The 20,016-nt window shown below is 68.3% G+C and carries 16 protein-coding genes, 1 pseudogene and 1 CRISPR repeat array; of the genes and pseudogenes, 13 read left to right on the plus strand and 4 right to left on the minus strand.

Annotation, left to right across the window (positions count from 1 at the left end):
* Positions 1 to 49: 49 nt before the first annotated feature.
* The 10 genes and pseudogenes from cas3 (at position 50) to AB3K78_RS00470 (ending at position 12,959) form a co-directional block, all read left to right on the plus strand.
* Entirely contained in the window at positions 50 to 2,920 is a 2,871-nt protein-coding gene (gene cas3, locus AB3K78_RS00425; RefSeq protein ID WP_416445181.1) for a CRISPR-associated helicase Cas3', read from the plus strand.
* Positions 2,910 to 4,559: a type I-E CRISPR-associated protein Cse1/CasA gene (casA, locus tag AB3K78_RS00430; protein WP_416445183.1), complete on the plus strand. Its 1,650-nt coding sequence runs from the start codon at positions 2,910 to 2,912 to the stop codon at positions 4,557 to 4,559. Before cas3 ends, casA begins: the two co-directional genes overlap by 11 nt.
* A complete protein-coding gene (gene casB, locus AB3K78_RS00435; RefSeq protein WP_416445185.1) occupies positions 4,556 to 5,269 on the plus strand; it encodes a type I-E CRISPR-associated protein Cse2/CasB in 714 nt (237 codons plus the stop codon). The genes casA and casB overlap by 4 nt, the downstream gene beginning before the upstream one ends.
* A 65-nt stretch (positions 5,270 to 5,334) precedes the next feature.
* Entirely contained in the window at positions 5,335 to 6,465 is a 1,131-nt protein-coding gene (gene cas7e / locus AB3K78_RS00440; protein WP_416445187.1) for a type I-E CRISPR-associated protein Cas7/Cse4/CasC, read from the plus strand.
* A gap of 2 nt (positions 6,466 to 6,467) precedes the next feature.
* A pseudogene (gene cas5e, locus AB3K78_RS00445) lies at positions 6,468 to 7,228 on the plus strand (type I-E CRISPR-associated protein Cas5/CasD).
* The gene (cas6e, locus tag AB3K78_RS00450) at positions 7,229 to 7,927 is read left to right on the plus strand and encodes a type I-E CRISPR-associated protein Cas6/Cse3/CasE (protein WP_416445189.1); all 699 of its coding nucleotides are present in this window, start codon (positions 7,229 to 7,231) and stop codon (positions 7,925 to 7,927) included. It begins immediately after the preceding pseudogene.
* Between the two features lie 4 nt (positions 7,928 to 7,931).
* The gene (locus AB3K78_RS00455; protein ID WP_416445191.1) at positions 7,932 to 8,177 is read left to right on the plus strand and encodes a hypothetical protein; all 246 of its coding nucleotides are present in this window, start codon (positions 7,932 to 7,934) and stop codon (positions 8,175 to 8,177) included.
* A 293-nt stretch (positions 8,178 to 8,470) separates the two neighbouring features.
* Positions 8,471 to 9,046: a hypothetical protein gene (locus tag AB3K78_RS00460; RefSeq protein ID WP_416445192.1), complete on the plus strand. Its 576-nt coding sequence runs from the start codon at positions 8,471 to 8,473 to the stop codon at positions 9,044 to 9,046.
* Positions 8,931 to 9,362: a type I-E CRISPR-associated endoribonuclease Cas2e gene (gene cas2e / locus AB3K78_RS00465; RefSeq protein ID WP_416445194.1), complete on the plus strand. Its 432-nt coding sequence runs from the start codon at positions 8,931 to 8,933 to the stop codon at positions 9,360 to 9,362. Before AB3K78_RS00460 ends, cas2e begins: the two co-directional genes overlap by 116 nt.
* Positions 9,363 to 10,116: 754 nt before the next feature.
* Positions 10,117 to 12,005: direct repeats of the CRISPR family, unit length 29 nt; unit sequence CTCGGTTCCGCGCGTAGCGCGGATGGTCC.
* A gap of 471 nt (positions 12,006 to 12,476) precedes the next feature.
* On the plus strand, positions 12,477 to 12,959 hold the full coding sequence (locus AB3K78_RS00470; protein WP_416445196.1) for an SRPBCC domain-containing protein: 483 nt from the start codon (positions 12,477 to 12,479) through the stop codon (positions 12,957 to 12,959).
* A gap of 157 nt (positions 12,960 to 13,116) precedes the next feature.
* Here the strand turns inward: AB3K78_RS00470 and AB3K78_RS00475 are convergent, their stop codons facing one another.
* The 4 genes from AB3K78_RS00475 to AB3K78_RS00490 form a co-directional block, all read right to left on the minus strand.
* Complete coding sequence (locus tag AB3K78_RS00475; protein ID WP_416445198.1) at positions 13,117 to 13,923, minus strand: ABC transporter permease; 807 nt, start codon at positions 13,921 to 13,923, stop codon at positions 13,117 to 13,119.
* 15 nt (positions 13,924 to 13,938) lie between these two features.
* Positions 13,939 to 14,856 (minus strand): ABC transporter permease, encoded by a 918-nt coding sequence (locus AB3K78_RS00480; RefSeq protein WP_416445200.1) that lies wholly within the window; start codon positions 14,854 to 14,856, stop codon positions 13,939 to 13,941.
* An 80-nt stretch (positions 14,857 to 14,936) separates the two neighbouring features.
* On the minus strand, positions 14,937 to 16,118 hold the full coding sequence (locus tag AB3K78_RS00485) for an ABC transporter substrate-binding protein (RefSeq protein WP_416445202.1): 1,182 nt from the start codon (positions 16,116 to 16,118) through the stop codon (positions 14,937 to 14,939).
* 98 nt (positions 16,119 to 16,216) lie between these two features.
* Complete coding sequence (locus AB3K78_RS00490) at positions 16,217 to 17,263, minus strand: ABC transporter ATP-binding protein (RefSeq protein ID WP_416445204.1); 1,047 nt, start codon at positions 17,261 to 17,263, stop codon at positions 16,217 to 16,219.
* Positions 17,264 to 17,380: 117 nt separating this feature from the next.
* On the opposite strand from AB3K78_RS00490, the gene AB3K78_RS00495 reads away from it, so the two are divergent.
* Genes AB3K78_RS00495 through ccsB form a run of 3 tightly spaced genes read left to right on the plus strand, consistent with a single transcriptional unit; the run spans position 17,381 to position 19,985 of the window.
* On the plus strand, positions 17,381 to 18,136 hold the full coding sequence (locus AB3K78_RS00495; RefSeq protein WP_416445206.1) for a GntR family transcriptional regulator: 756 nt from the start codon (positions 17,381 to 17,383) through the stop codon (positions 18,134 to 18,136).
* 13 nt (positions 18,137 to 18,149) lie between these two features.
* Positions 18,150 to 18,971: a hypothetical protein gene (locus AB3K78_RS00500; RefSeq protein ID WP_416445208.1), complete on the plus strand. Its 822-nt coding sequence runs from the start codon at positions 18,150 to 18,152 to the stop codon at positions 18,969 to 18,971.
* Between the two features lie 42 nt (positions 18,972 to 19,013).
* Positions 19,014 to 19,985, plus strand: a complete 972-nt coding sequence (ccsB, locus tag AB3K78_RS00505; RefSeq protein ID WP_416445210.1) for a c-type cytochrome biogenesis protein CcsB — start codon at positions 19,014 to 19,016, stop codon at positions 19,983 to 19,985.
* Positions 19,986 to 20,016 lie beyond the last annotated feature (31 nt).

Below are 20,016 nucleotides of genomic sequence, written 5' to 3' on the forward strand. Positions count from 1 at the left end.
GTCGTCCTCATCCGACAGCCGGCCGATGCTTGTATCAAAGGAGTCGCACGTGGCGCTGAGCTCCGCCTCCTGGGCTGTCTGGGCGAAGAGCTTTCGAGGTGATGACGAACTCGGGATCAGCGGTGGGCCGGGGCCGGTCACTCATTGGCTCTCGCTTCCGCAGCATTTGGAAGACGCGGGCGGGATCGCGGTCGAGCTGTGGGATCGCGGATTCTGGGCGTCGTCGATCCGCAATCGTCTGGCAGAACGACTGGGAAGCGTCGACGCAGCCAGAGGACTCGTTCGGTTGCTCGCGGAGACGCATGATGTTGGGAAAGCCTCGCCGGCGTTCCTCGCGCAGGAGCCGACTCTCGCCGACGCGATGGCCGAGCACGGTTTGAAGGTCGAAGCCGCCGTGCGGAACGACCCCGACCGGTCCCTGGTGCGCCACGAACTGATCTCTCTCCTTTCCCTACGGGACTGGGTGGCTGCGCGCGGCGCAGAGTGGAAACTCGCGACGCAGCTCGGGAGCGTCGTCGGCACCCATCACGGTCGCCCCCTGGATCCCCTGCTGGTGGGCCGAGTCGAACAGCTCCCGCTGCTCCGCGGGACCGGCAAATGGGAGAGCCTCCGCCAGGAGTTGGTGGATCTCGCCGCGTCCCGCCCCGACGTCGCGCCCCACCTCGACCGGATCCTGCGGGCAGAGTTGCGGCAGAGCGACCTGGTGCTGCTGACCGGCATGCTGATCATCGCCGACTGGATCGCAAGCAACATCGACTTCTTCCCGCTGGTCCGGGTGGGAGAGCGATTCGCGCCGAATGCGGACCCCGCGGCCCGCTCGCGAACGGCCTGGGCTGCCTTCGCGCCCGCGCCGAACTGGTCGCCGCAGTTCGAAAGCGGTCAGGATCCTGACGCGTTCTTCAGAACGCGTTTCCAACTCCCCGCGGGTGCGAGACCGCACGCGGTACAGCGTGAATTCCTCGCGCTCGCGCAGACGATCCAGGAACCCGGCCTCCTGATTCTCGAGGCTCCGATGGGAGCCGGGAAGACCGAGGCCGCGCTCGCCGCGGCCGAGATGCTCGCCGCCCGATTCGGCCGGAACGGCCTGTTCTTCGCACTTCCGACTCAGGCCACCAGTGACGCGATCTTCACGCGCTTGCGTGCTTGGGCCGACCGTGCGGGAATCGGGACGAGCGTGTTCCTCGCCCACGGTCGCGCCGACATGAACGAAGAGTTCTTCGAACTGATGCGCGCGGCTCGATTTGGATCGATCGATCCGGGGGAGCGCGGCGCACAGCCGGGATCCGTGATCGCGCACCGTTGGTTCTCCGGAAGTAAGAAGGGGCCGTTCGCGAGTCTCGTCGTCGGCACGATCGACCAGGTGCTCTTCGGATCGCTGGCGAGCCGGCACCTCGCGCTCCGTCAGCTTGCGCTCGCCGGCAAGGTCGTGGTCATCGACGAGGCCCACGCCTACGACACCTACATGAGCCAGTTCCTGCTCCGCGCGGTCGAGTGGCTCGGCGCCTACGGGGTGCCGACGGTGATGCTCTCCGCAACGCTGCCTGCCGAACGACGGCAGGATCTCGTCGCCGCATACGAACGGGGCCGGGCCGCGGATCGGGGCGTCAAACTGTCGAGCGCGGACCTCGCCGAGCTGAGCGCACCGCTCGCCGGCGACATCGGGTATCCGGTGCTCGTCGCGAGCGGAGATTCCGCGGTCGAGGTCGGCCTCCCCGAATGGACCGGTTCCGAGCGATCCGTGGTGGTGGACCGGATCGATGACGGGCTCCCGACACTCGCGGCGATGCTCGGCGATCGCCTCAGCGACGGCGGGTGCGCCGTCGTGATCCGGAACACCGTCGGCCGGGCACAGGAAACCGCGGCCCACCTGCGAGCAGCGTTCCCCGAGACGCCCGTGATCCTCGCGCACTCCCGCTTCCTCGCCGAGGACCGGGTCGCGCGCGACCGCGAACTCCTCGACCATTTCGGTTCTCCGAGCCGCAGCACCGGACGTCCCGTGCGGGCGATCGTGGTCGCCACCCAGGTCATCGAGCAGTCGCTCGATCTCGACTTCGACCTGATGATCTCGGATCTCGCCCCGATCGATCTGCTGCTGCAGCGCACCGGGCGACTGCACCGGCACGAACGGGCCGATGGGAGCCGGCCGTCGAAGGTGCGTGTTCCTCGTCTCGTGCTCACCGGGGCCGACTGGGCCTCGGAACCCCCGGAGATCGTCGGAGGCACCAAACGGATCTACGGCGAGCACCTGTGTCTGCGCACGCTCGCCGTGCTCGACGGTCGAGACCGGATCGCCCTGCCAGGCGACATCGCGCCGCTCGTGCAGGCCGTGTACTCGGACCGCGAGGTCGCCGGGAGCGACGCCTGGGTCGAGCCGCTCGCCGAAGCGAAGACCGAGTTCGAACGGAAGCGGCACAAGGATGAGCACACGGCGGAGCCGTTCCTGCTCCGCCCGGTGCCGCGAAGTCGAACCAGCCTCTCGAAATGGGCGCTGAACTCCGTCGGGGACGCGGAGTCCGGTGAGCGTCGCGGGAGAGCCGCGGTGCGGCTCTCCGGGGAGAGCCTGGAGGTGTTCGCGCTCTTCGGGAGCGAGGACGAACAGCTGCGCACGCCGGACTGGTGGAGCGGCGGGCCGGTCGAGGTGCCGCTCGTCGGTGCGCCCGATCGGCATACTGCGCGGCGCATTCTTCGCGCTGCGGTCCGGATCCCGGAGGGCCAATGTCAGCGGTACGGAATAGAACAGCTGATAACCGATCTCGAAAATCTGCCAGTGAACGCTTCGCAGCGCTTGCAGCAGGCGATCGAACTGAGAGGAGAGCTCATGGTGGTGTTCGACAGCGACGGGCGATGCGTGCTGCCGCGTGCCGTGCTGCGGTACTCGGAGCGAGACGGGCTGAGCGTGGAGGCGCGCGATGACCGGTGACCGTCCGACGTACTCGTTGATCACGGAGCCGTGGATCCCGTGCCTCATGGCCGACGGGTCGGAGCGCGAGCTTTCGCTCTCGGGGGTGTTCCGCGAGGCATGCAGCATCCGCGACATCATCGGAGAGCTGCCGACGCAGACCTTTGCGATTACCCGGCTCCTCCTCGCGATCCTGCGTCGCGCGTTCGCCGATCGCTTCGAGGATCCTGATGATCCCGAGGGGTGGACGGAACTCTGGGAGCACGGAATCCCTGCGGAGCCCGTGCTCGACTACCTCTCCGGTTTCGCCGATCGCTTCGACCTCCTCCATCCCGTCACCCCCTTCTTCCAGGTCGCCGAGTTGCGCACCGCGAAGAACGAGGTGAAGGACATCACCCCGCTGCTGTTCGACGTGCCATCGAACAGCCGGCTGTTCACCGGCCGTGCCGGCTCGGCGCTCGAACGCCTGTCCTTCGCCGAGGCCGCTCGGTGGCTCGTGCACGCGCACGCCTACGACCCGTCGGGTATCAAGTCGGGCATGGTAGGAGACGCGCGGGCCAAGGGCGGCAAGGGATACCCCATCGGCACCGGCTGGGCGGGTGCTATCGGCGGGATCCTCATCGAGGGGGAGTCCCTCGATCGCACCCTGCTGCTCAATCTGCCGCCCGACCCGGAAGAACGATCCGCGACCGACCTGCCACCCTGGGAACGGGAACCGGACACCGCGGCGGCCCGCCCGAACGAGATGCCGACCGGACCGGTGGACCTGCTCACCTGGCAGTCCCGCCGCATCCGGCTCGTGGTCGAAAGCGGTTCCGTGGTCGGCTGCGTGCTCGGCAACGGCGACCGGATCGGGCCGCAGAACCAGTGGACGAGCGAGTTCCACTCGGCCTGGCGGTACAGCAAGCCGCAGACCGACAAACTCAAGGCGGGCCCGGTCTACATGCCGCGGGCGCACCAGCTCGGCCGAGCGTTCTGGCGGGGGATCTCGGGACTCGTCGTGCGCAGCACCGCTTCCGGGTCCGCGGGTGAGCCGGCGCCTGCATTTCCGCCGCAGGTGCTCACCTGGCACGCGGACCTGATGCTGAACGGGATCCTGCCGAAGGAGACACGGATCGCGCCGCGGGCGTTCGGCGTCGAGTACGGGAGCAACCAGTCCGTCGTCACCGACATCATCGACGACCGCATCTCCGCTCCGCTCGCCGCCCTGATCGAGGCCGGCGGCGAGCTCTCCGGGACCGTCGAACGCGGTGTCGAGGCTGCTGATGTCGCGGTCAGAGAACTCGTGAGGCTCGCCGGCGATCTCGCGTTCGCCGCCGGCGGCGATCCGGAAGGACCTCGGGCGCGCGCGGCCGAAGACGGGTATTCTGCGCTCGATTGGCCGTTCCGGATGTGGTTGAACGGTTTGCAACCCGATGCCGATGCCGAACCGCAGCTCGACAACTGGAAGGCGCAGGCTGAAACGATGGTTCTCGAGCTTGCTGCCGAGCGCGTGCGGGCAGCGAATGCGGTCGCCTGGCAGGGACGTGCCATGCAGGTGAACGGCCGGCAGGTCCCGGTGAACACCTGCACCGTTGAGCAGAAATTTCTAGCGGAGCTTCGGAAGAACCTCGCCCGGTCGAACGCTCGTGGCGACATCATCGAGGAAGGAACAGCATGAGCGCGCAGCAGGGCAGCGAAGTTACGGAGACGCCGGTCGAACCTCCTGCTGGCGACAGCGCGGCAAACGGCGGACCCGGGGCAGAGGGCGGCCGAAGGCCTCGCAATGGCCTCGGACACGCGGTCGCCGCACAGGCATTTCGGTTGCAGCGCGGGTATCTCGCGGACGAGGCATGGGCGGTCCGCGCGTTGGCGCAGCTGAGGCGCGGGATCGGAAAAGGCCCTGGGGAGATCATCGAACTGCTCCAATGGACCAGCCCTGGGGTGTTCGTGCCCGGGTATCGGAGCGATGCCGTCAGCGAAGAGGAGCGGGCTGCGCACCTCGCACTGACGCTGTATGCGCTGCACCAGCAGGGCCATCGAGAGCGCGGCATGCACCTCGAAGGCCGGTCCTTCGGAGAAGCCGCTCGAAAACTCCGGATCGACCTGGGGGAGCGCAGCGAGGCCGGGGTGCTCCGGCGGTTCAACGCCGTCGGCACGGCGACCGACCAGACGGAGCTCGTGCGCCACGCCAGGGGCCTCATCCAGCAGTTCCGGGCCGAGAAGATCGCGCTCGACTACGGACTGTTCGCCGAAGACCTCCGCAAGCTCTCCGATCCCCGCTCCGCGGCGCTCGTGCGCCTCAGATGGGGGAGGCACTTCCACCGGCCGGGCCGGGCGCAGAAGCCCGATCCGGCCCCCGAGGCGGCACCGGCACCCGCGGCCGAATAGCCGCTGCCGCCCCTCCGACTGCCACACTTCACGCGGCCGAAGCCGCACGACCCGAAAGGGAGAACATGTCCCGCACGATCATCGACATCAACATCCTCCAGACCGTCCCGCCGAGCAACCTGAACCGCGACGACACCGGCAGCCCGAAGACCGCGGTCTACGGCGGCGTGCTCCGCTCCCGGGTCTCGAGCCAGGCCTGGAAGCGCGCCACCCGCCTCGGCTTCAGCGATGTGCTCGACCGGAGCGATCTCGGACTGCGCACCAAGCGGCTCGTCGAAGCGCTCGCGGTTCGCATCGCGGATCGCGGTGGACTCGCCGAGGAAGAGGCCGGCAGGATCTCGGAGGCCGTGCTGCAGGCGGCCGGTGTGAAGCTGAAGGCCCCGCGAGCCAAGAAGGATCAGCCGGCCGGGCCCGCCGAGTCCGAGTTCCTCTACTTCCTGAGCAACAGCCAGCTCGATCGGCTCGCGAGCCTCGCCATCGAGGCGCACAGCTCGGAGGACGAAGCCGCCGCGATCAAGGCGGGGGCGCCGAAGAAGGTGCTCGCCGAGGAGTCTTCGATCGACATCGCCCTGTTCGGGCGCATGGTCGCCGACCACACCGACCTCAACGTCGATGCGGCCGCTCAGGTGGCGCACGCCATCAGCGTGCACGAGGTGCAGAACGACTTCGACTACTTCACGGCGGTCGACGATGCGAAAGACCGGAGCGCCGGCGACGACGCGGGCGCCGCGATGATCGGCACCGTCGAGTTCAACTCCTCCACGCTCTACCGCTACGCCACGGTCGACGTGGATCGGCTTCGGGACAACCTCGGCGACGACGCGGCGACCCGCCGGGCTGTGGAAGCCTTCATCCGAGCATTCACCACGAGCATGCCGAGCGGCAAGCAGAACACCTTCGCGAACCGGACGCTGCCGGACGCCGTCGTCGTGACGGTGCGCGACACCCAGTCCGTGAACCTGGTGGGTGCTTTCGAGACCCCGGTGGCCGGGCCGAACCGGATCGCGGCCGCGGCCGAACGGCTCGCTGATCATGCCGAGGCCATCGACTCGGCGTTCGGGACGACCCCGCAGCGCGGATGGGTGGTCAGGGTCGGTACGGGCACCGAGCCGCTCGATACGCTGGGAGAGACGGTGAGCTTCGCCGAGCTCGTGTCCGGCGTCGGCGAGACCGTCGCCGAGCGTCTCGCGGAGTAGCCATGCCGACCTTGCTGCTCACCCTTTCGGGGCCGCTGCAGGCCTGGGGATCCCGCAGCCGCTTCTCGGCGCGCACGACCGAGCCCGCACCGACGAAGAGCGGTGTCCTCGGACTGCTCGCCGCGGCGAAGGGGTCAGGCGCACCGAAGCGCTGACCGATCTCGTCGGGCTTCGTTTCGGAGTCCGGTCCGATCAGCCGGGGCGTGTGATCCGCGACTTCCAGACCGCTCGCTCGTTGGACGGCCGGGACTCGATGCCGCTGTCGGACCGCTACATGCTCGCGGACGCGGTGTTCCTCACCGCGCTCGAGAGCGCCGATCGAGACTTCCTCGAGCGGATCGAGGCGCACCTCCGGAGGCCGGTGTTCCCGCTCTCCCTCGGCCGACGCGCGTGCCCGCCCGCCGGCCCGATCCCGACCGAGATCCTCGACGGCACGATCGAGGCTGCCTTCGAGACGACCGCTTGGCGAGCCGGTCCCATCGAACGATCCCGGCACCGTGAGAGCCCCCAGATCATGCTCGAGACGCGGATCGATGCGGCTCCCGGCGAAACCGGGGACGAAAGGATCCGCGACGTTCCGGTGAGCTTCGATCCCGAGCGCAGGGAGCACCGCTGGCGCGAGGTCGTGGTGTCTCGGGTGTGGCTGCCCAACCCGGATTTCGCAGGTGCGGACGACGACAAATCCGGGGAGGACGCCGGGCCGGCGCCGGCCTTCCCCGATGGAGCGCACGATGTGCTCGCCGCAATGGCCGAAGGAGCCTAGATGTACCTCACGAGATTTCAGATCAACCCGCGGCGCCGGGGAGCCATGAAATTGCTCGCGAACGCGCAGGCTATGCACGCCGCTGTGCTGCATGGCTTCCCGGACCCGTCTCCGACGGACACCGGGCGCGTGCTCTGGCGCCTGGATCGGGTCGCGGAGCAACGGTACCTCGTGATCTCGAGCCCGGCGAAGCCAGACCTGACCCACCTCGTCGAGCAGGCCGGATGGCCGGCGCTCGGCCACGGCTGGGATACGGCCGCGATGGACACGCACCTCTCGGGGATGGCAGTCGGGCAACGCTGGGCGTTCCGCCTGACGGGCAACCCGGTCCGGGCGTTGAAACCCGAGGACGGTGCCAAACGCGGCAAGATCGTCGCGCACCGAACCGTGGAACACCAGCTCGGGTGGCTCTCGCGGCAGGCGGAGAAGCACGGTTTCGAGCTTGCGACCCACGAGGTCGAAGCCGTGGAAGCCGAGACCGGAAATCTGATCACGGGTGAGGCGCAGACCACTCGAGTCGTCCGGAGCGAGTTGCTCCGCTTTCCGCGCGATGGGAGGACCGTGACCGTGCAGGCGGTGGATTTCGACGGCGTGCTCCAGGTGACCGATGCCGATCGCTTCCGTGCCGCATTGCGGCAGGGTATCGGCTCCGCCCGCGCGTACGGCTGCGGGCTCCTGACGGTCGCGCGAATCGGGTGACGCTGTGGCGATCCCCGGTGCGCGTCCCGCGGAGCCCGGCGAGCTGACGCGCGCCGAGGACCGGCTCTCGTTCCTCTATCTGGAGCGTTGCAAGATCCACCGTGAGAGCAACGCGGTCACGGCGAACGGTGACAACGGGGTCGTGCACATTCCCGCGGCCGCACTCGGGGTGCTTCTGCTCGGGCCCGGGACCACGGTGGGCCACCACGCGATGATGCTCATCGCGGAAAGCGGCTCGACCGCGGTGTAGGCTGGCGAGCAGGGCGTGCGATATTACGCGCACGGGAGAGGACTCTCGTCGAATACCCGCCTACTCGAGGCGCAGGCTGCCCTGGTCTCTCGGAGAAGCAGCCGCCTGAGAGTCGCTCGGGAAATGTACCGTATGCGCTTCCCCGGGGAAGACCTCTCGAGTCTCACTCCGCAGCAGCTCCGCGGGAGAGAGGGGCGCGGGTTCGGCGCATCTATCGGCAACACTCCGAGCGAGCCGGAGTCCGGTGGTCAAAACGTGAGTACGATCCTGGTGATTTCTCGGGCGGCGACACAGTGAATCAAGCGCTCTCGGCTGCGAATACCAGCCTCTATGGTGTCGTTCACTCGGTGATCGTTGCGCTGGGGTGTTCTCCGGCGCTCGGTTTCGTGCATACCGGCCACGCGCGTTCTTTCGTCTACGATATCGCGGACCTGTACAAAGCGGAGTTGACGATTCCCTTGGCATTCGACCTCGCGGCGGATCCGCCACTCGACGTCGGAGGAGAGGCACGGCGGGGCCTTTGGGAAGTGCTGCACGGCGGAGCTTTTCTGCGGAGATGTACGCGCGACCTGCAGAGGCTCCTCCTGCCTGATCTGGATGCGGATCCGACTGTCGCCACGGTTGAAGATGGAGCAGTGCGGCTGTGGGATGGAATCGGTGACGGACAAGCGACCGTCCCCGCAGGAACCGGCTACGGACAGGGAGATTCGCGTGAAGGAGCCGGCAGGTACAATTCTGGAACGAGAAAGAACCATGATTGTTCTCGTCCTTACCGCGGTTCCCACCGGGCTACGAGGATTCCTGACCCGCTGGCTCATGGAGATTTCCTCAGGAGTGTTCGTCGGCAAGGTGAGCGGGCGTGTGCGTGAATTGCTCTGGGAGCGGACCACGGAGATGATCGGCCAGGGACGCGCAGTGCTCGTCAGATCGGTGCGGACTGAGCAGGGCCTTGACGTTCGGGTGCATGGGCATCATTGGGAGCCGATTGATATTGACGGAATTACCCTGATGCTGAGACCGAATGTCGAACAGGTGGAACGGGGCCAGCGGCCGGAACGCTCAGAAGGCAGTCCGGTTCATGCGGTTCCGGGAGATTCGGATGCCGTCGAGACATCGCAGCCCAGGAAGTCGACGAGGCGCGGCGGATGGAGCAACGCGGCGAAACGCTACCGCTTCGGCCGATAGCCACACTGAACGGATTGCTGATCCGTCGGCTTGGTCAGATGCGTGCTGGTTGGTGAGCTTCGGGGCAGGGCGCTGAACCGCGTGAAGCGACCGAGCCAGATTGAGACCGATCTGGCTGGGAGGGGCCGTGTGGCTGTGGCTCAACTGAAACGATTCTTGGTTCTTCGTGACGAAACGCCTGATCGGGGAGTTTCGGCTCCGCGCGTAGCGCGGATGGTCCCCTCCTCGACATCGAGGGCATCCTCGGCATCGATTCGGCTCCGCGCGTAGCGCGGACGGTCTGGGCGCGCACGCCGACTGGTCGCCGTGGTCAGCTTTGGTTCCGCGCGTAGCGCGGACTCGGAAAGGGCGCATTGGACGCGCGGGAAGAACCTTGCTGATGGACTGAGGCTCTTTGTTGGACGGAGAATTCGACCGAATTGTTCAGGCTGGGCGTGGTTCTCAGCTCGAGTTCGAGTCTTGGTGGATGCAGGGAGTGGCCGACGCGCCACGGGCTCGGGCGGGCGCCAGGGGTTGCAAGGTCTCGTGTTTCGTGGGGCCGGCGAGAGTGCTCGCCCGTGCGGGAGGTGCTCTCGTCGCGTGCACGCCCGCGCGTATGTTTCCCACTGATCGAGAAGTCCCAATTCCGCCTGTTCCTGTGGCTGATAGGTGGATTCGGGACCTCTCGATGATTCAAGGCTCCGGACGGTGGGATAGCCGTGCGTAACTGAAGCGAATGTAGACTTCTCTTCGGAGAAACCCCTGGTCATGAAGCCTCGGTTCCGCGCGTAGCGCGGATGGTCCCGAGGTGATGCCGTTGCGGGCGAGCCGGCGATACTCGGTTCCGCGCGTAGCGCGGATGGTCCTGGCAGGTGATCAAGGACGCCTACGAGGCCGCACTCGGTTCCGCGCGTAGCGCGGATGGTCCGGGCCATGTCTCCGCCGTACTCCCTCAGCGCCTCTCGGTTCCGCGCGTAGCGCGGATGGTCCTCCGAGCTTGTCGGTGCGCTGCATCCACCCCGTCTCGGTTCCGCGCGTAGCGCGGATGGTCCGGTCGCCGCGGCGGCGAGCAAGTAAGGAGTCAGCTCGGTTCCGCGCGTAGCGCGGATGGTCCTTGGGACAAGATTGCCGAGGTCGCGGCCGCTGTCTCGGTTCCGCGCGTAGCGCGGATGGTCCGCGCTCCGAACCTGCAGATTCGCATGACTCGGTCTCGGTTCCGCGCGTAGCGCGGATGGTCCGGACGACAGAGTTTCGCTGGCGTTGGAGATCGCCTCGGTTCCGCGCGTAGCGCGGATGGTCCCAACACCTGAGAGGACACCATGTTCATCGAGCTCTCGGTTCCGCGCGTAGCGCGGATGGTCCGCTCATCAACGGCCCCGCGCTCGCCGCAGGGGTCTCGGTTCCGCGCGTAGCGCGAATGGTCCCCGGTTAGGCGACATGTCGCACCGCCGCGAGGACTCGGTTCCGCGCGTAGCGCGGATGGTCCCGCGATCCCGTACCATCCGGCCACGCCGGAGATCTCGGTTCCGCGCGTAGCGCGGATGGTCCCGCGGGAACGATCCGCATCCCTTCCGGCCAGATCTCGGTTCCGCGCGTAGCGCGGATGGTCCCGTCGCGCCAGGATCAATCAGAAGCTGCCCGTCCTCGGTTCCGCGCGTAGCGCGGATGGTCCGAAGGCCCCGTTCACGGTGCGCCCGATTCAGACCTCGGTTCCGCGCGTAGCGCGGATGGTCCCTTGACCGTGGTCCCCTGCGGGGTCACGTCCGGCTCGGTTCCGCGCGTAGCGCGGATGGTCCACGACGAAACCCCGCACCGGGATCGGTACGGGGCTCGGTTCCGCGCGTAGCGCGGATGGTCCTCCGGTTCAACGCCCGACGGTGCGTTCCGCCTGCTCGGTTCCGCGCGTAGCGCGGATGGTCCCCCGGTCGACTCGTCCAAGCAGACAGCCGCCGACTCGGTTCCGCGCGTAGCGCGGATGGTCCCTTCACCGGCTGCTTCGCGAGATCCTGGATGCCCTCGGTTCCGCGCGTAGCGCGGATGGTCCCAGGTCGGCGAGGCCAGGCCGGTGCGTCGGGAACTCGGTTCCGCGCGTAGCGCGGATGGTCCCAGCTGCACCGCGCCCGTGATCAGCTGCGGCAGCTCGGTTCCGCGCGTAGCGCGGATGGTCCCTGCCACATGCGTTCCGCGACCCAGTTCACGGGCTCGGTTCCGCGCGTAGCGCGGATGATCCCCGGATCGTGTCGGCAGAGTTCACCGCCTTCCCCTCGGTTCCGCGCGTAGCGCGGATGATCCCGGAAAGGAGCTCGCCGTGAGTGAGCAGCAGAACTCGGTTCCGCGCGTAGCGCGGATGATCCGACCTCGCCGGCACGGATTCCGCTCAGGCCAAGCTCGGTTCCGCGCGTAGCGCATATGATCCCCGCGGGCCGGGCCAGTCTGCGCTCATCTGGACCTCGGTTCCGCGCGTAGCGCGGATGGTCCGAACCAGCGATCAACTGCCATGGGATGAGTCCTCTCGCTTCCGCGCGTAGCGCGGGTGGTCCCGCCTCGAGCTTGAACCAGGGCGTGCCCATCGGCTCGGTTCCGCGCGTAGCGCGGATGGTTCCAGCTCCGACAGCTCCGGCACGCGGATCGGTGCCTCGGTTCCGCGCGTAGCGCGGACGGCCCGCTGGCTGCGACCACGCGATCGACCAGTCCCGAATCATCCTTTTCCTGGGCAGATAGGGATGATTTGGGCCCGGTCGATGCGGCTCCGGCAATCGTGGCGCCGCCAGAGCGCGGGTTCGCAGCGAGCTGTCGGCGGGACGGCAGGGGGCTCGTCGGCTAGGGCTTGCCTCCCGGACTGAGATCCACGCTCAGACTGAGAACCCGGCTGGATTGTTCAGTCTGGGCGCGGAACTCAGTTTGAGCGCGAAACTCAGTTTGAGCGCGAAACTCAGTCTGGGCGCGAAACTCAGCCTGAGCATGGACCTCCGTCTGTGAGACGGGTCTGGGCGGACGCAGGGAGTCCGCCGACGCGCCTCAGAATCGGACAGTGGTGGCAGGAACCGGACCCGAGCGAAGACACGAGGTGCAAGCGCCGGACGGGAACCGGCGCCGGGGAATGACCGGCGAGGCTCGGCTTGCTACCGTCGAGGCATGCCTCGCACCGATACCGCCTCCCGCCCGATCGCCGCGACCCCCGCCGAGGTGTACCGCGCCTTCGTCGATCCCGGACTGCTGCTTGCCTGGCTCCCGCCGCAGGGCATGAGCGGTAGCTTCGAACGCTTCGATGCGACGCCCGGCGGCGGGTACCGCATGACCCTCGCCTACGAGAACGCGGGGGAGCGCGGCCAGGCACCGAGGGGCAAGACCACGGACGGCACCGACGTGGTCGAGGCCCGCTTCGTCGAACTGGTCGAGGGGGAGCGGGTCGTGCAGGAGGTCGACTTCGTCTCCGACGATCCGGCGTTCGCGGGCACCATGCTCCTGACCTGGCGGGTGCGCGAGGACCCCGCGACGCCGGGCGGCAGTATCGCAGAGATCCGGGCCGAGCGGGTGCCGGCCGGCATCTCCGCGGTGGAGCACGCGGTCGGTCTCGCGTCGTCGCTCGCGAACCTCGCGCGTCTCTTCACCGCCTGAGCCGGGCCGCGCTCGAGGTCTGTGACCCGCACCCGCCCCTGAAACGCGTCGAGTGGCGGCAAACGCTCCCGATGGATCCTCATCGGGCAGGTGTGTGCCGCCACTCGACGACTTCCGGAGGGGATGCGGTCGGCCCAGCCGGCGGAGTCGACGGCCGCTACTTCCCCTTCACTTCGCCGACGCCGTTGCCGAGCTTCTGCGCGATCGCGATCGGCACGATCGAGATGACGATCAGGACGACGGCGATCACGGCGATGATCGGCGCCTGCGCCGGGCGGAGCATGTTGTTCATGATGAAGATCGGCAGCGTGGTCACGCCCTCGCCCGCGGTGAACGTGGTCACGATGATCTCGTCGAACGACAGCGCGAACGCGAGCAGCCCGCCGGCCAGCAGCGCGGAGCGCAACTGCGGGAACGTCACCAGCCGGAACGTGGTCCAGACGCCGGCCCCGAGGTCGGCCGAGGCTTCCTCGAGGTTGGTGCCCATGCGCCGCAGGCGCGCGATCACGTTGTTGAACACGGTCACGATGCAGAAGGTGGCGTGCGCGACCGCGACGGTCCAGAGCGCGAGGTCCACGCCGAGGATGGTGCGGAAGAAGTTGTTCAGTGCGATACCGGTGACGATGCCGGGCAGTGCGATCGGGAGGATCACGAGCAGGTTCACCGCTTCGCGTCCGAAGAACGCGAAGCGCTGCAGCGCGAGCGAGATGAGCGTGCCGAGCACGAGCGCGATGGCGGTGGCGATGACGGCGACGAGCAGGCTCGTCCCGGTCGCCTGGATCGCGCCCTCGTTGGTGAAGGCGCGCCCCCACCACTCGAGCGTGAATCCGGGCGGCGGCCAGGTGAGGGACTTCGAGGTGGAGAAGGAGTTCAGCACCACGACGAGCAGCGGCAGGTAGATCGCCGTGAGGATCACTCCCGTGATGATGCCGAGGGCGAGGCGCGAGGGCTTCGAGAGTCGCATGTTCGTGCTCCTGCTCTAGAGGTTGTCGAGGGCGCCCGTGCGGCGCACGATGAACAGGTAGATGAAGATGATCACCATCGGGATCAGCGCGATCGCGGACGCGAGCGGCAGATTGTTGGCGCTGCCGACGTTGTCGTAGACGAGGTTGCCGAGCATCTGGCTGGTGCCGCCGACGATGCGCACGGTGATGTAGTCGCCGAGGGAGAGCGAGAAGCTGAAGATGGTGCCGGCGATGATGGCGGGGATGGCCATCGGGAGCACGACGGAGCGGATCGTCCGCCAGCTCCTGCCGCCGAGGTCGCTCGATGCTTCGAGCAGCGAATCGGGCACGCGCTCGAGCCCGGCCTGGATCGGCAGGATCACGTAGGGCAGCCACAGGTAGGCGAGCGTGATGATGGTCGCAGGGAGCCCGTAGCCGGGAGTGCCGCCGCCGACGGGCGTGAGCAGCCACGAGAGCAGGCCGTCCTCCGACAGCACGGAGCGCCAGGCGTAGGCCTTCACGAGGTACGACGCCCAGAGCGGGGTGAGCACCAGGATCATGAGGATCCGCTGCGCGCGGGGCGAGGCGACCTTCGCCATGAAGAAGGCGATGGGGAGCGCGAGCGCCACGTCGATCACGGTCACGCAGAGCGCGACGAAGACGGTGCGCAGGGTGACCGTCTGGTACAGCGAGTCGGTGACGACGCCGATCACGTTGTCGAGCGTGAACGTCGTATTGATCGCTCCGGTGAAGCTGTCCGTGGTCCAGAACGCGGTGACGAGGAGCAGCGCGAGGGCGACGACGTAGACGAGGCCGAGCCAGAAGAGCGGCGCGGTCAGCAGCATCGTGAGCCGGAAACGCGGGTGCGCGTACAGGAAGGAGGAGAAGCGCCGGGCGAGGCTCGGCGTGGGGGCGGCGACGGTCGTCGCGGGCGCTGCGGTGGAGGTGCTCATGGGGTCTGGATCCTCTCGGGTGGGTCGGGGGCCGGGCGGGGAGGCGATGCGCGCCTCCCCGCCATGAGACGCCGAGCGCCCTAGCCCTTGATCTCCTGCCAGGCCTTGGTCCAGGCTGCGTAGTCGACGCACTTCACATCGGTGCGTCCATCGACGCAGTCGGCGATGGGCGTGGTCCAGTACCAGATGTTCTTCGCGTACTCGGCGTCGCCCGCGTGGTAGGCCTCGCAGTCGTCGCGGAACTTGCAGGCCTCCTGGCTGGACGGGGCCTCACCAAAGTAGGCGGTCGCCTCGGCGTTGGCCTTCGGGCTCGAGATGTAGTCGAGCCAGGCGTAGGCGCAGTTCGGGCTCTTCGACTTCGACGAGATCATCCAGGTGTCGCTCCAGCCGGTGGCGCCCTCCTTCGGGATCGTGACCGCGGTGCTGCCGCCCTCGCCGGCGAGCACGTTCTGGATCACCTGCCAGCTGGTGCCGACGACGCTGGTGCCGGACTTGAACGACTGCACCTCCTTGAGGTAGTCGCCCCAGTACTCGGAGATGTTCGGCTTCTGCTCCTTGAGGAGCTTCACCGCGGCGTCGAACTGCTTCTGGTCGAGCGCGTAGGGGTTCTTGATGTCGAGGTCGGGCTGGTGCGCCATCAGGTACATCGCGGCGTCCGCGATGTAGATGGGCGAGTCGTACGCGGTCACCTTGCCCGCGTGCTCGCCGGCCTTCTCGAAGACCACGTCCCACGAGTCGGGCGCGGTGGGGAAGGTCTTGGTGTCGTACATCAGCACGTTCGCGCCGTAGCCGTGGGGCACGCCGTAGGACTTGCCGTCGACGGTGTTCCAGGCGCGATCCTTCAGGAAGCTGAAGATCCCGTCGTAGTTCTTGAGGAGCTTCGTGTTGACGGGGGCGACGGCGCCGGATGCGACGAGGCGCAGCGAGGCGTCGCCGGACGCGGAGATCACGTCGTAGTTGCCGGTCTTCATGAGGTTGAAGGCCTCGTCCGAGGTGCCGAAGGTCTTCGTGGTGACCGTGCACCCGGTCTCCTTCTCGAACGGCGTGACCCAGTCGACCTTCGGGTCGTTGGAGCCGTCCTCGACGTAGCCGGGCCAGGCGAGGATCGAGACCGATCCCTCGGTCTTGCCGAGCTTCTCGGCCGCCTTGGCGGTGCCGCCGCCACCGCTGTTCGCGGTGCCGCATCCGGCGAGCATCAGGGTCAGCGCTGCCGCGCTCGCCAGGGCGATTGCGACGCGACGCTGCGTCATCTTGCGGGTCATGGGTTCCTCTCCTCGAGGGTGTGACGGATCGGCGGCTTCGCCGATCCTGGGTCGGATGGGAATGGGAATGAGGTTGGGGTCGGGGGTCGGGTACGAGCTCAGGCGGCGAGCGGAGTCGCGGGCGCGAGCTCGACGATCGCGCTCTCGTGCCACTCGACGAACACGCGCTGCCCGCGCAGGTCCCCGCGGTCGCCGCTCGCGTTCTGCTCGAGCACGCTCACGCGCTGACCGGCTTCGAGATCGACCACGACGCGGGTCGAGTTGCCGAGATAGATCGACTCGACCACGGTGCCCGGAGCACTGAGCGTGCCCGGCGTCGCAGCGGACTCGGCCGCGAGGCGCATCTTCTCGGGCCGGATGGAGTGCTCGCCCGGGCGTCCGAGCAGCCGCTGCGAGACCTCGGCGCCGAGCAGGTTGGTGGTGCCGACGAAGTCCGCGACGAATCGCGATCCCGGGCGCTCGTAGAGTTCCGCGGGGGTGCCGAGCTGTTCGATCCGGCCGGCGTTGAACACCGCGATCCGGTCGGAGAGGGTCAGCGCCTCTTCCTGGTCGTGCGTGACGAAGATGAAGGTGATACCGAGGTCGCGCTGGATCTGCTTCAGCTCGACCTGCATCTGCTCGCGCAGCTTGAGGTCGAGGGCGCCGAGGGGCTCGTCGAGCAGCAGCGCTGCGGGCTCCACGACGGTCGCGCGGGCGAGGGCGACGCGCTGACGCTGACCTCCGGACAGCTGGGAGGGCATGCGTTCCGCCACGTGCTCCAGCCGCACGGATTCGAGGGCCTTCATGGCGCGGGCCTTGCGCTCGCCGCGGGAGACGCCGCGGACGCGGAGCCCGTAGGCCACGTTCTCGAGCACGTTCATGTGCGGGAACAGGGCGTAGTCCTGGAACACGGTGTTGACGTTGCGGTCGAAGGGCGCCTTCGCGGTGACGTCCTCGCCGAAGAGCTCGACCGTGCCGGAGGTGGGCTGCTCGAACCCGGCGATGAGCCTCAGCACGGTGGTCTTGCCCGAGCCCGAGGGGCCGAGCATCGAGAAGAACTCGCCCCTGCCGATCTCGAGGTCGACGTGGTCGACCGCGGTGACGGTGCCGAATTCGCGAGTGAGGCCGGTGAGCCTGATGGCCGGTTCGAGCTGCGGTGCAGTCATGAACATCTCCTTTGATGTGTGGATAGCGATAATCATATGGGTTCAGATGTTTAACGCAAGTCGGCCATGTTACGGTGAAGCAACGATCGACGAACGGACTGACGGGGGTGAGGCCGGATGCCGCGGGACCTCGCCCAGGCGGACGCCGCACGCGCCGTCGTGTTCACGCCCCTCGACGGCGTCGGCCGCGGGGAGCGCGTCGCTCAGCGCCTGCGCGACGCGATCCTCTCGGGGATCCTGCGCGACGGGGAGCGCCTTCCCAGCGAGAGCGAGACCGCGCGCCGCTTCGGCGTGGCGGTCGTGACCGCGCGCGAGGCGCTCGAATCGCTGCGCGAGCAGCAGTTGGTGCAGACCCGGCGCGGGCGCGAGGGCGGGAGCTTCGTCACCTTCGACCGCGAGCGCGCCGCGCGCCTCATGGACGAGCGGCTCTGCGGGATGAGCCGTGGAGAACTGCGGGACTTCGCGCTCTACTACGCCGCGATCGCGGGTGCCGCCGCCGAAGCGGCCGCGGACCGGGCGGGGCCCGAAGACCTGGAGCGGCTCGCCGAGCTGGAGGACGGGCCGATCGAGGAATCCCTCGGAGCGGCGCGTCGCGCCGTCGGACGATTCCAGCTCGAGGTCGCCGCGCTCTCGCAGTCCCCGCGACTCGTGCGCGCCGAGCTCACCCTGCAGGTCGAGGCGGGCAGCCTGCTCTGGCTCTGGCTGCGCGAACCGGACGGGCGCGAGCGCAGCCGCCTCGCACGTGCGAAGATCCTGGAGTCGCTCGCGCGCGGGCCGGAGGCGGCCCGCGCGGCCGCGACGGCCCACATCGAGGCGGCGGCCGACTGGCTCATCGAGGAGAAGGAACGGCTCGAAGCCGCTCTCGGGGGATGAAAGGACATCACTCATGATCGGAGACAACGGGGACTCCGCTCGCCATGCCGCGCAGGAGGTCGGAGAGGCCTTCGGTGCGGTGTTCCGTATCGTCGACGACTGGGGAGCGGCGATCCGTCGCGAGCTCGAGGCGCCCGGGCGATCCGTCTCGACGGCCAAGCAGCTCGACCCGATCGTGGGCGACCTCGCGATCCCGCAGTTGCTCGCCGACGGGCTCATCACCGGGGCGGGATTCGTCGCCGCGCCGGGCTTCCTGAGCGACGCCGCGTGGCACCTCGCCTGGTGGCTGCGTCGCCTCGAGGTCCCGGCGGAACGCGGGCCCGATGCTGCACTCCGCCGGCTGGCGACCGTCGACGACCCCGAGGCGGATCAGTTCCGCGACTACACCACGCTCGAGTGGTGGCGGGTGCCCGCGACCACGGGACGCAGGCACGTCACCGGGCCCTATGTGGACTATCTGTGCACCGACGACTACACCGTCACCATCACGGCACCGGTCGGCCGGGTCGGCGCACCCGTGGGCGTGGTCGGCGCGGACGTGCACGTCTCGCGCATGGAGCGTGCGCTGATGCCGGTACTGCGCTCGGTGCCGGGGGCGGTCACCATCGTGAGCCACGCCGGCCGGGTCATCATCTCGAACGAGACCCGGCGTGCGCCGGGGTCCCTGCTCCGGATCCCCGGCGTCTCGGAAGCGCTCGCGGGCCTGCTCGCGGAGGATGCGGAGGACTCGGGGAACCCGGGGGACGGCCGAGGGGGCGTGACGGAGCTCGATCTGCCCGACGCGAAGGTGCTGCGCTGCGGCGATGCCCCGCTCGGGCTCGTGTTCCACGGCTGAGCCGGTTCGCGCGCTCAGGCTCAGCGGATAGAATGCGGAGCTGTGCTCGATTCGCTGGAACTGAACTCCACTCTCGCCCTCTACTCGGCGATGATCGTCTACGCGATCGCGTTCGTGTTCTACGCGGTCGACCTGGCCAACCGCAGCGGTGACGCGGCGCGCCTCGCCGCTCGCCCGGCGGTCGTCGAGCAGTCGGCGGGCGGTGGCGTCGCGACGCTGACCCGCACCGCGGAGCCGACCGAGGCGCCCGGTCGGCGCTCCCGCTCGCTCCGCATCGGCTTCTCGCTCACCGTGCTCGGTTTCCTCCTGCACCTCGCGGCGACCATCATGCGCGGCATCGGTGCGGGGCGCGTGCCGTGGGCGAACATGTACGAGTTCGCGCTGACCGCGACGTGCGCGATCGTGCTCATCTTCCTGCTCGTGCAGATCTTCGTCGACCTGCGCTTCCTCGGGACCCTCGTGACCGGTCTCACCGTGCTGTTCCTCGGCCTCGCCAAGGTGAACTTCTACGTGGCGATCGTGCCGCTCCCGCCGGCCCTGCAGTCCTACTGGCTGGTCATCCACATCCTCGTCGCGGTGCTCGCCACCGGGTTCCTCACGCTGTCGTTCGGACTCTCGGTGCTGCAGCTTCTGCAGACGAAGCGCGAGAACCGCATGACCGCGGGCTCGGGCGAGCCGATGCGGTTCCTCTCCACGTTCCCGAACTCCACCCGGCTCGAGGATCTCTCGTACCGCATGGCGATCATCGGCTTCGTCTTCTGGAGCTTCACCCTGATCGCGGGGTCCATCTGGGCCGAGTCGGCCTGGAGCCGCTACTGGGGCTGGGACACCAAGGAGGTCTGGACCTTCGTGATCTGGGTGCTCTACGCCGGGTTCATCCACGCGCGTGCGACGCGCGGCTGGCGCGGCACCCGTTCGGCGTGGCTGTCGATCATCGCCTACGCCGCGGTGCTCTTCAACTTCACCATCGTGAACGTGTTCTTCAAGGGACTGCACGCCTACTCGGGCCTCTGAGCCCCCGGGCGCGGCCGAATGCCGCACCGAA

It is taken from the genome of Leucobacter sp. HNU (assembly GCF_047946755.1).
Taxonomy (GTDB): domain Bacteria; phylum Actinomycetota; class Actinomycetes; order Actinomycetales; family Microbacteriaceae; genus Leucobacter.

Coding starts and splice junctions, on each gene's coding strand:
- casA (WP_416445183.1), top strand. CDS start 2,910: ATGACCGGTGACCGTCCGACGTACTCGTTGATCACGGAGCCGTGGATC.
- casB (WP_416445185.1), top strand. CDS start 4,556: ATGAGCGCGCAGCAGGGCAGCGAAGTTACGGAGACGCCGGTCGAACCT.
- cas7e (WP_416445187.1), top strand. CDS start 5,335: ATGTCCCGCACGATCATCGACATCAACATCCTCCAGACCGTCCCGCCG.
- cas6e (WP_416445189.1), top strand. CDS start 7,229: ATGTACCTCACGAGATTTCAGATCAACCCGCGGCGCCGGGGAGCCATG.
- cas2e (WP_416445194.1), top strand. CDS start 8,931: ATGATTGTTCTCGTCCTTACCGCGGTTCCCACCGGGCTACGAGGATTC.
- AB3K78_RS00470 (WP_416445196.1), top strand. CDS start 12,477: ATGCCTCGCACCGATACCGCCTCCCGCCCGATCGCCGCGACCCCCGCC.
- AB3K78_RS00475 (WP_416445198.1), bottom strand. CDS start 13,923: ATGCGACTCTCGAAGCCCTCGCGCCTCGCCCTCGGCATCATCACGGGA.
- AB3K78_RS00480 (WP_416445200.1), bottom strand. CDS start 14,856: ATGAGCACCTCCACCGCAGCGCCCGCGACGACCGTCGCCGCCCCCACG.
- AB3K78_RS00485 (WP_416445202.1), bottom strand. CDS start 16,118: ATGACCCGCAAGATGACGCAGCGTCGCGTCGCAATCGCCCTGGCGAGC.
- AB3K78_RS00490 (WP_416445204.1), bottom strand. CDS start 17,263: ATGACTGCACCGCAGCTCGAACCGGCCATCAGGCTCACCGGCCTCACT.
- AB3K78_RS00495 (WP_416445206.1), top strand. CDS start 17,381: ATGCCGCGGGACCTCGCCCAGGCGGACGCCGCACGCGCCGTCGTGTTC.
- AB3K78_RS00500 (WP_416445208.1), top strand. CDS start 18,150: ATGATCGGAGACAACGGGGACTCCGCTCGCCATGCCGCGCAGGAGGTC.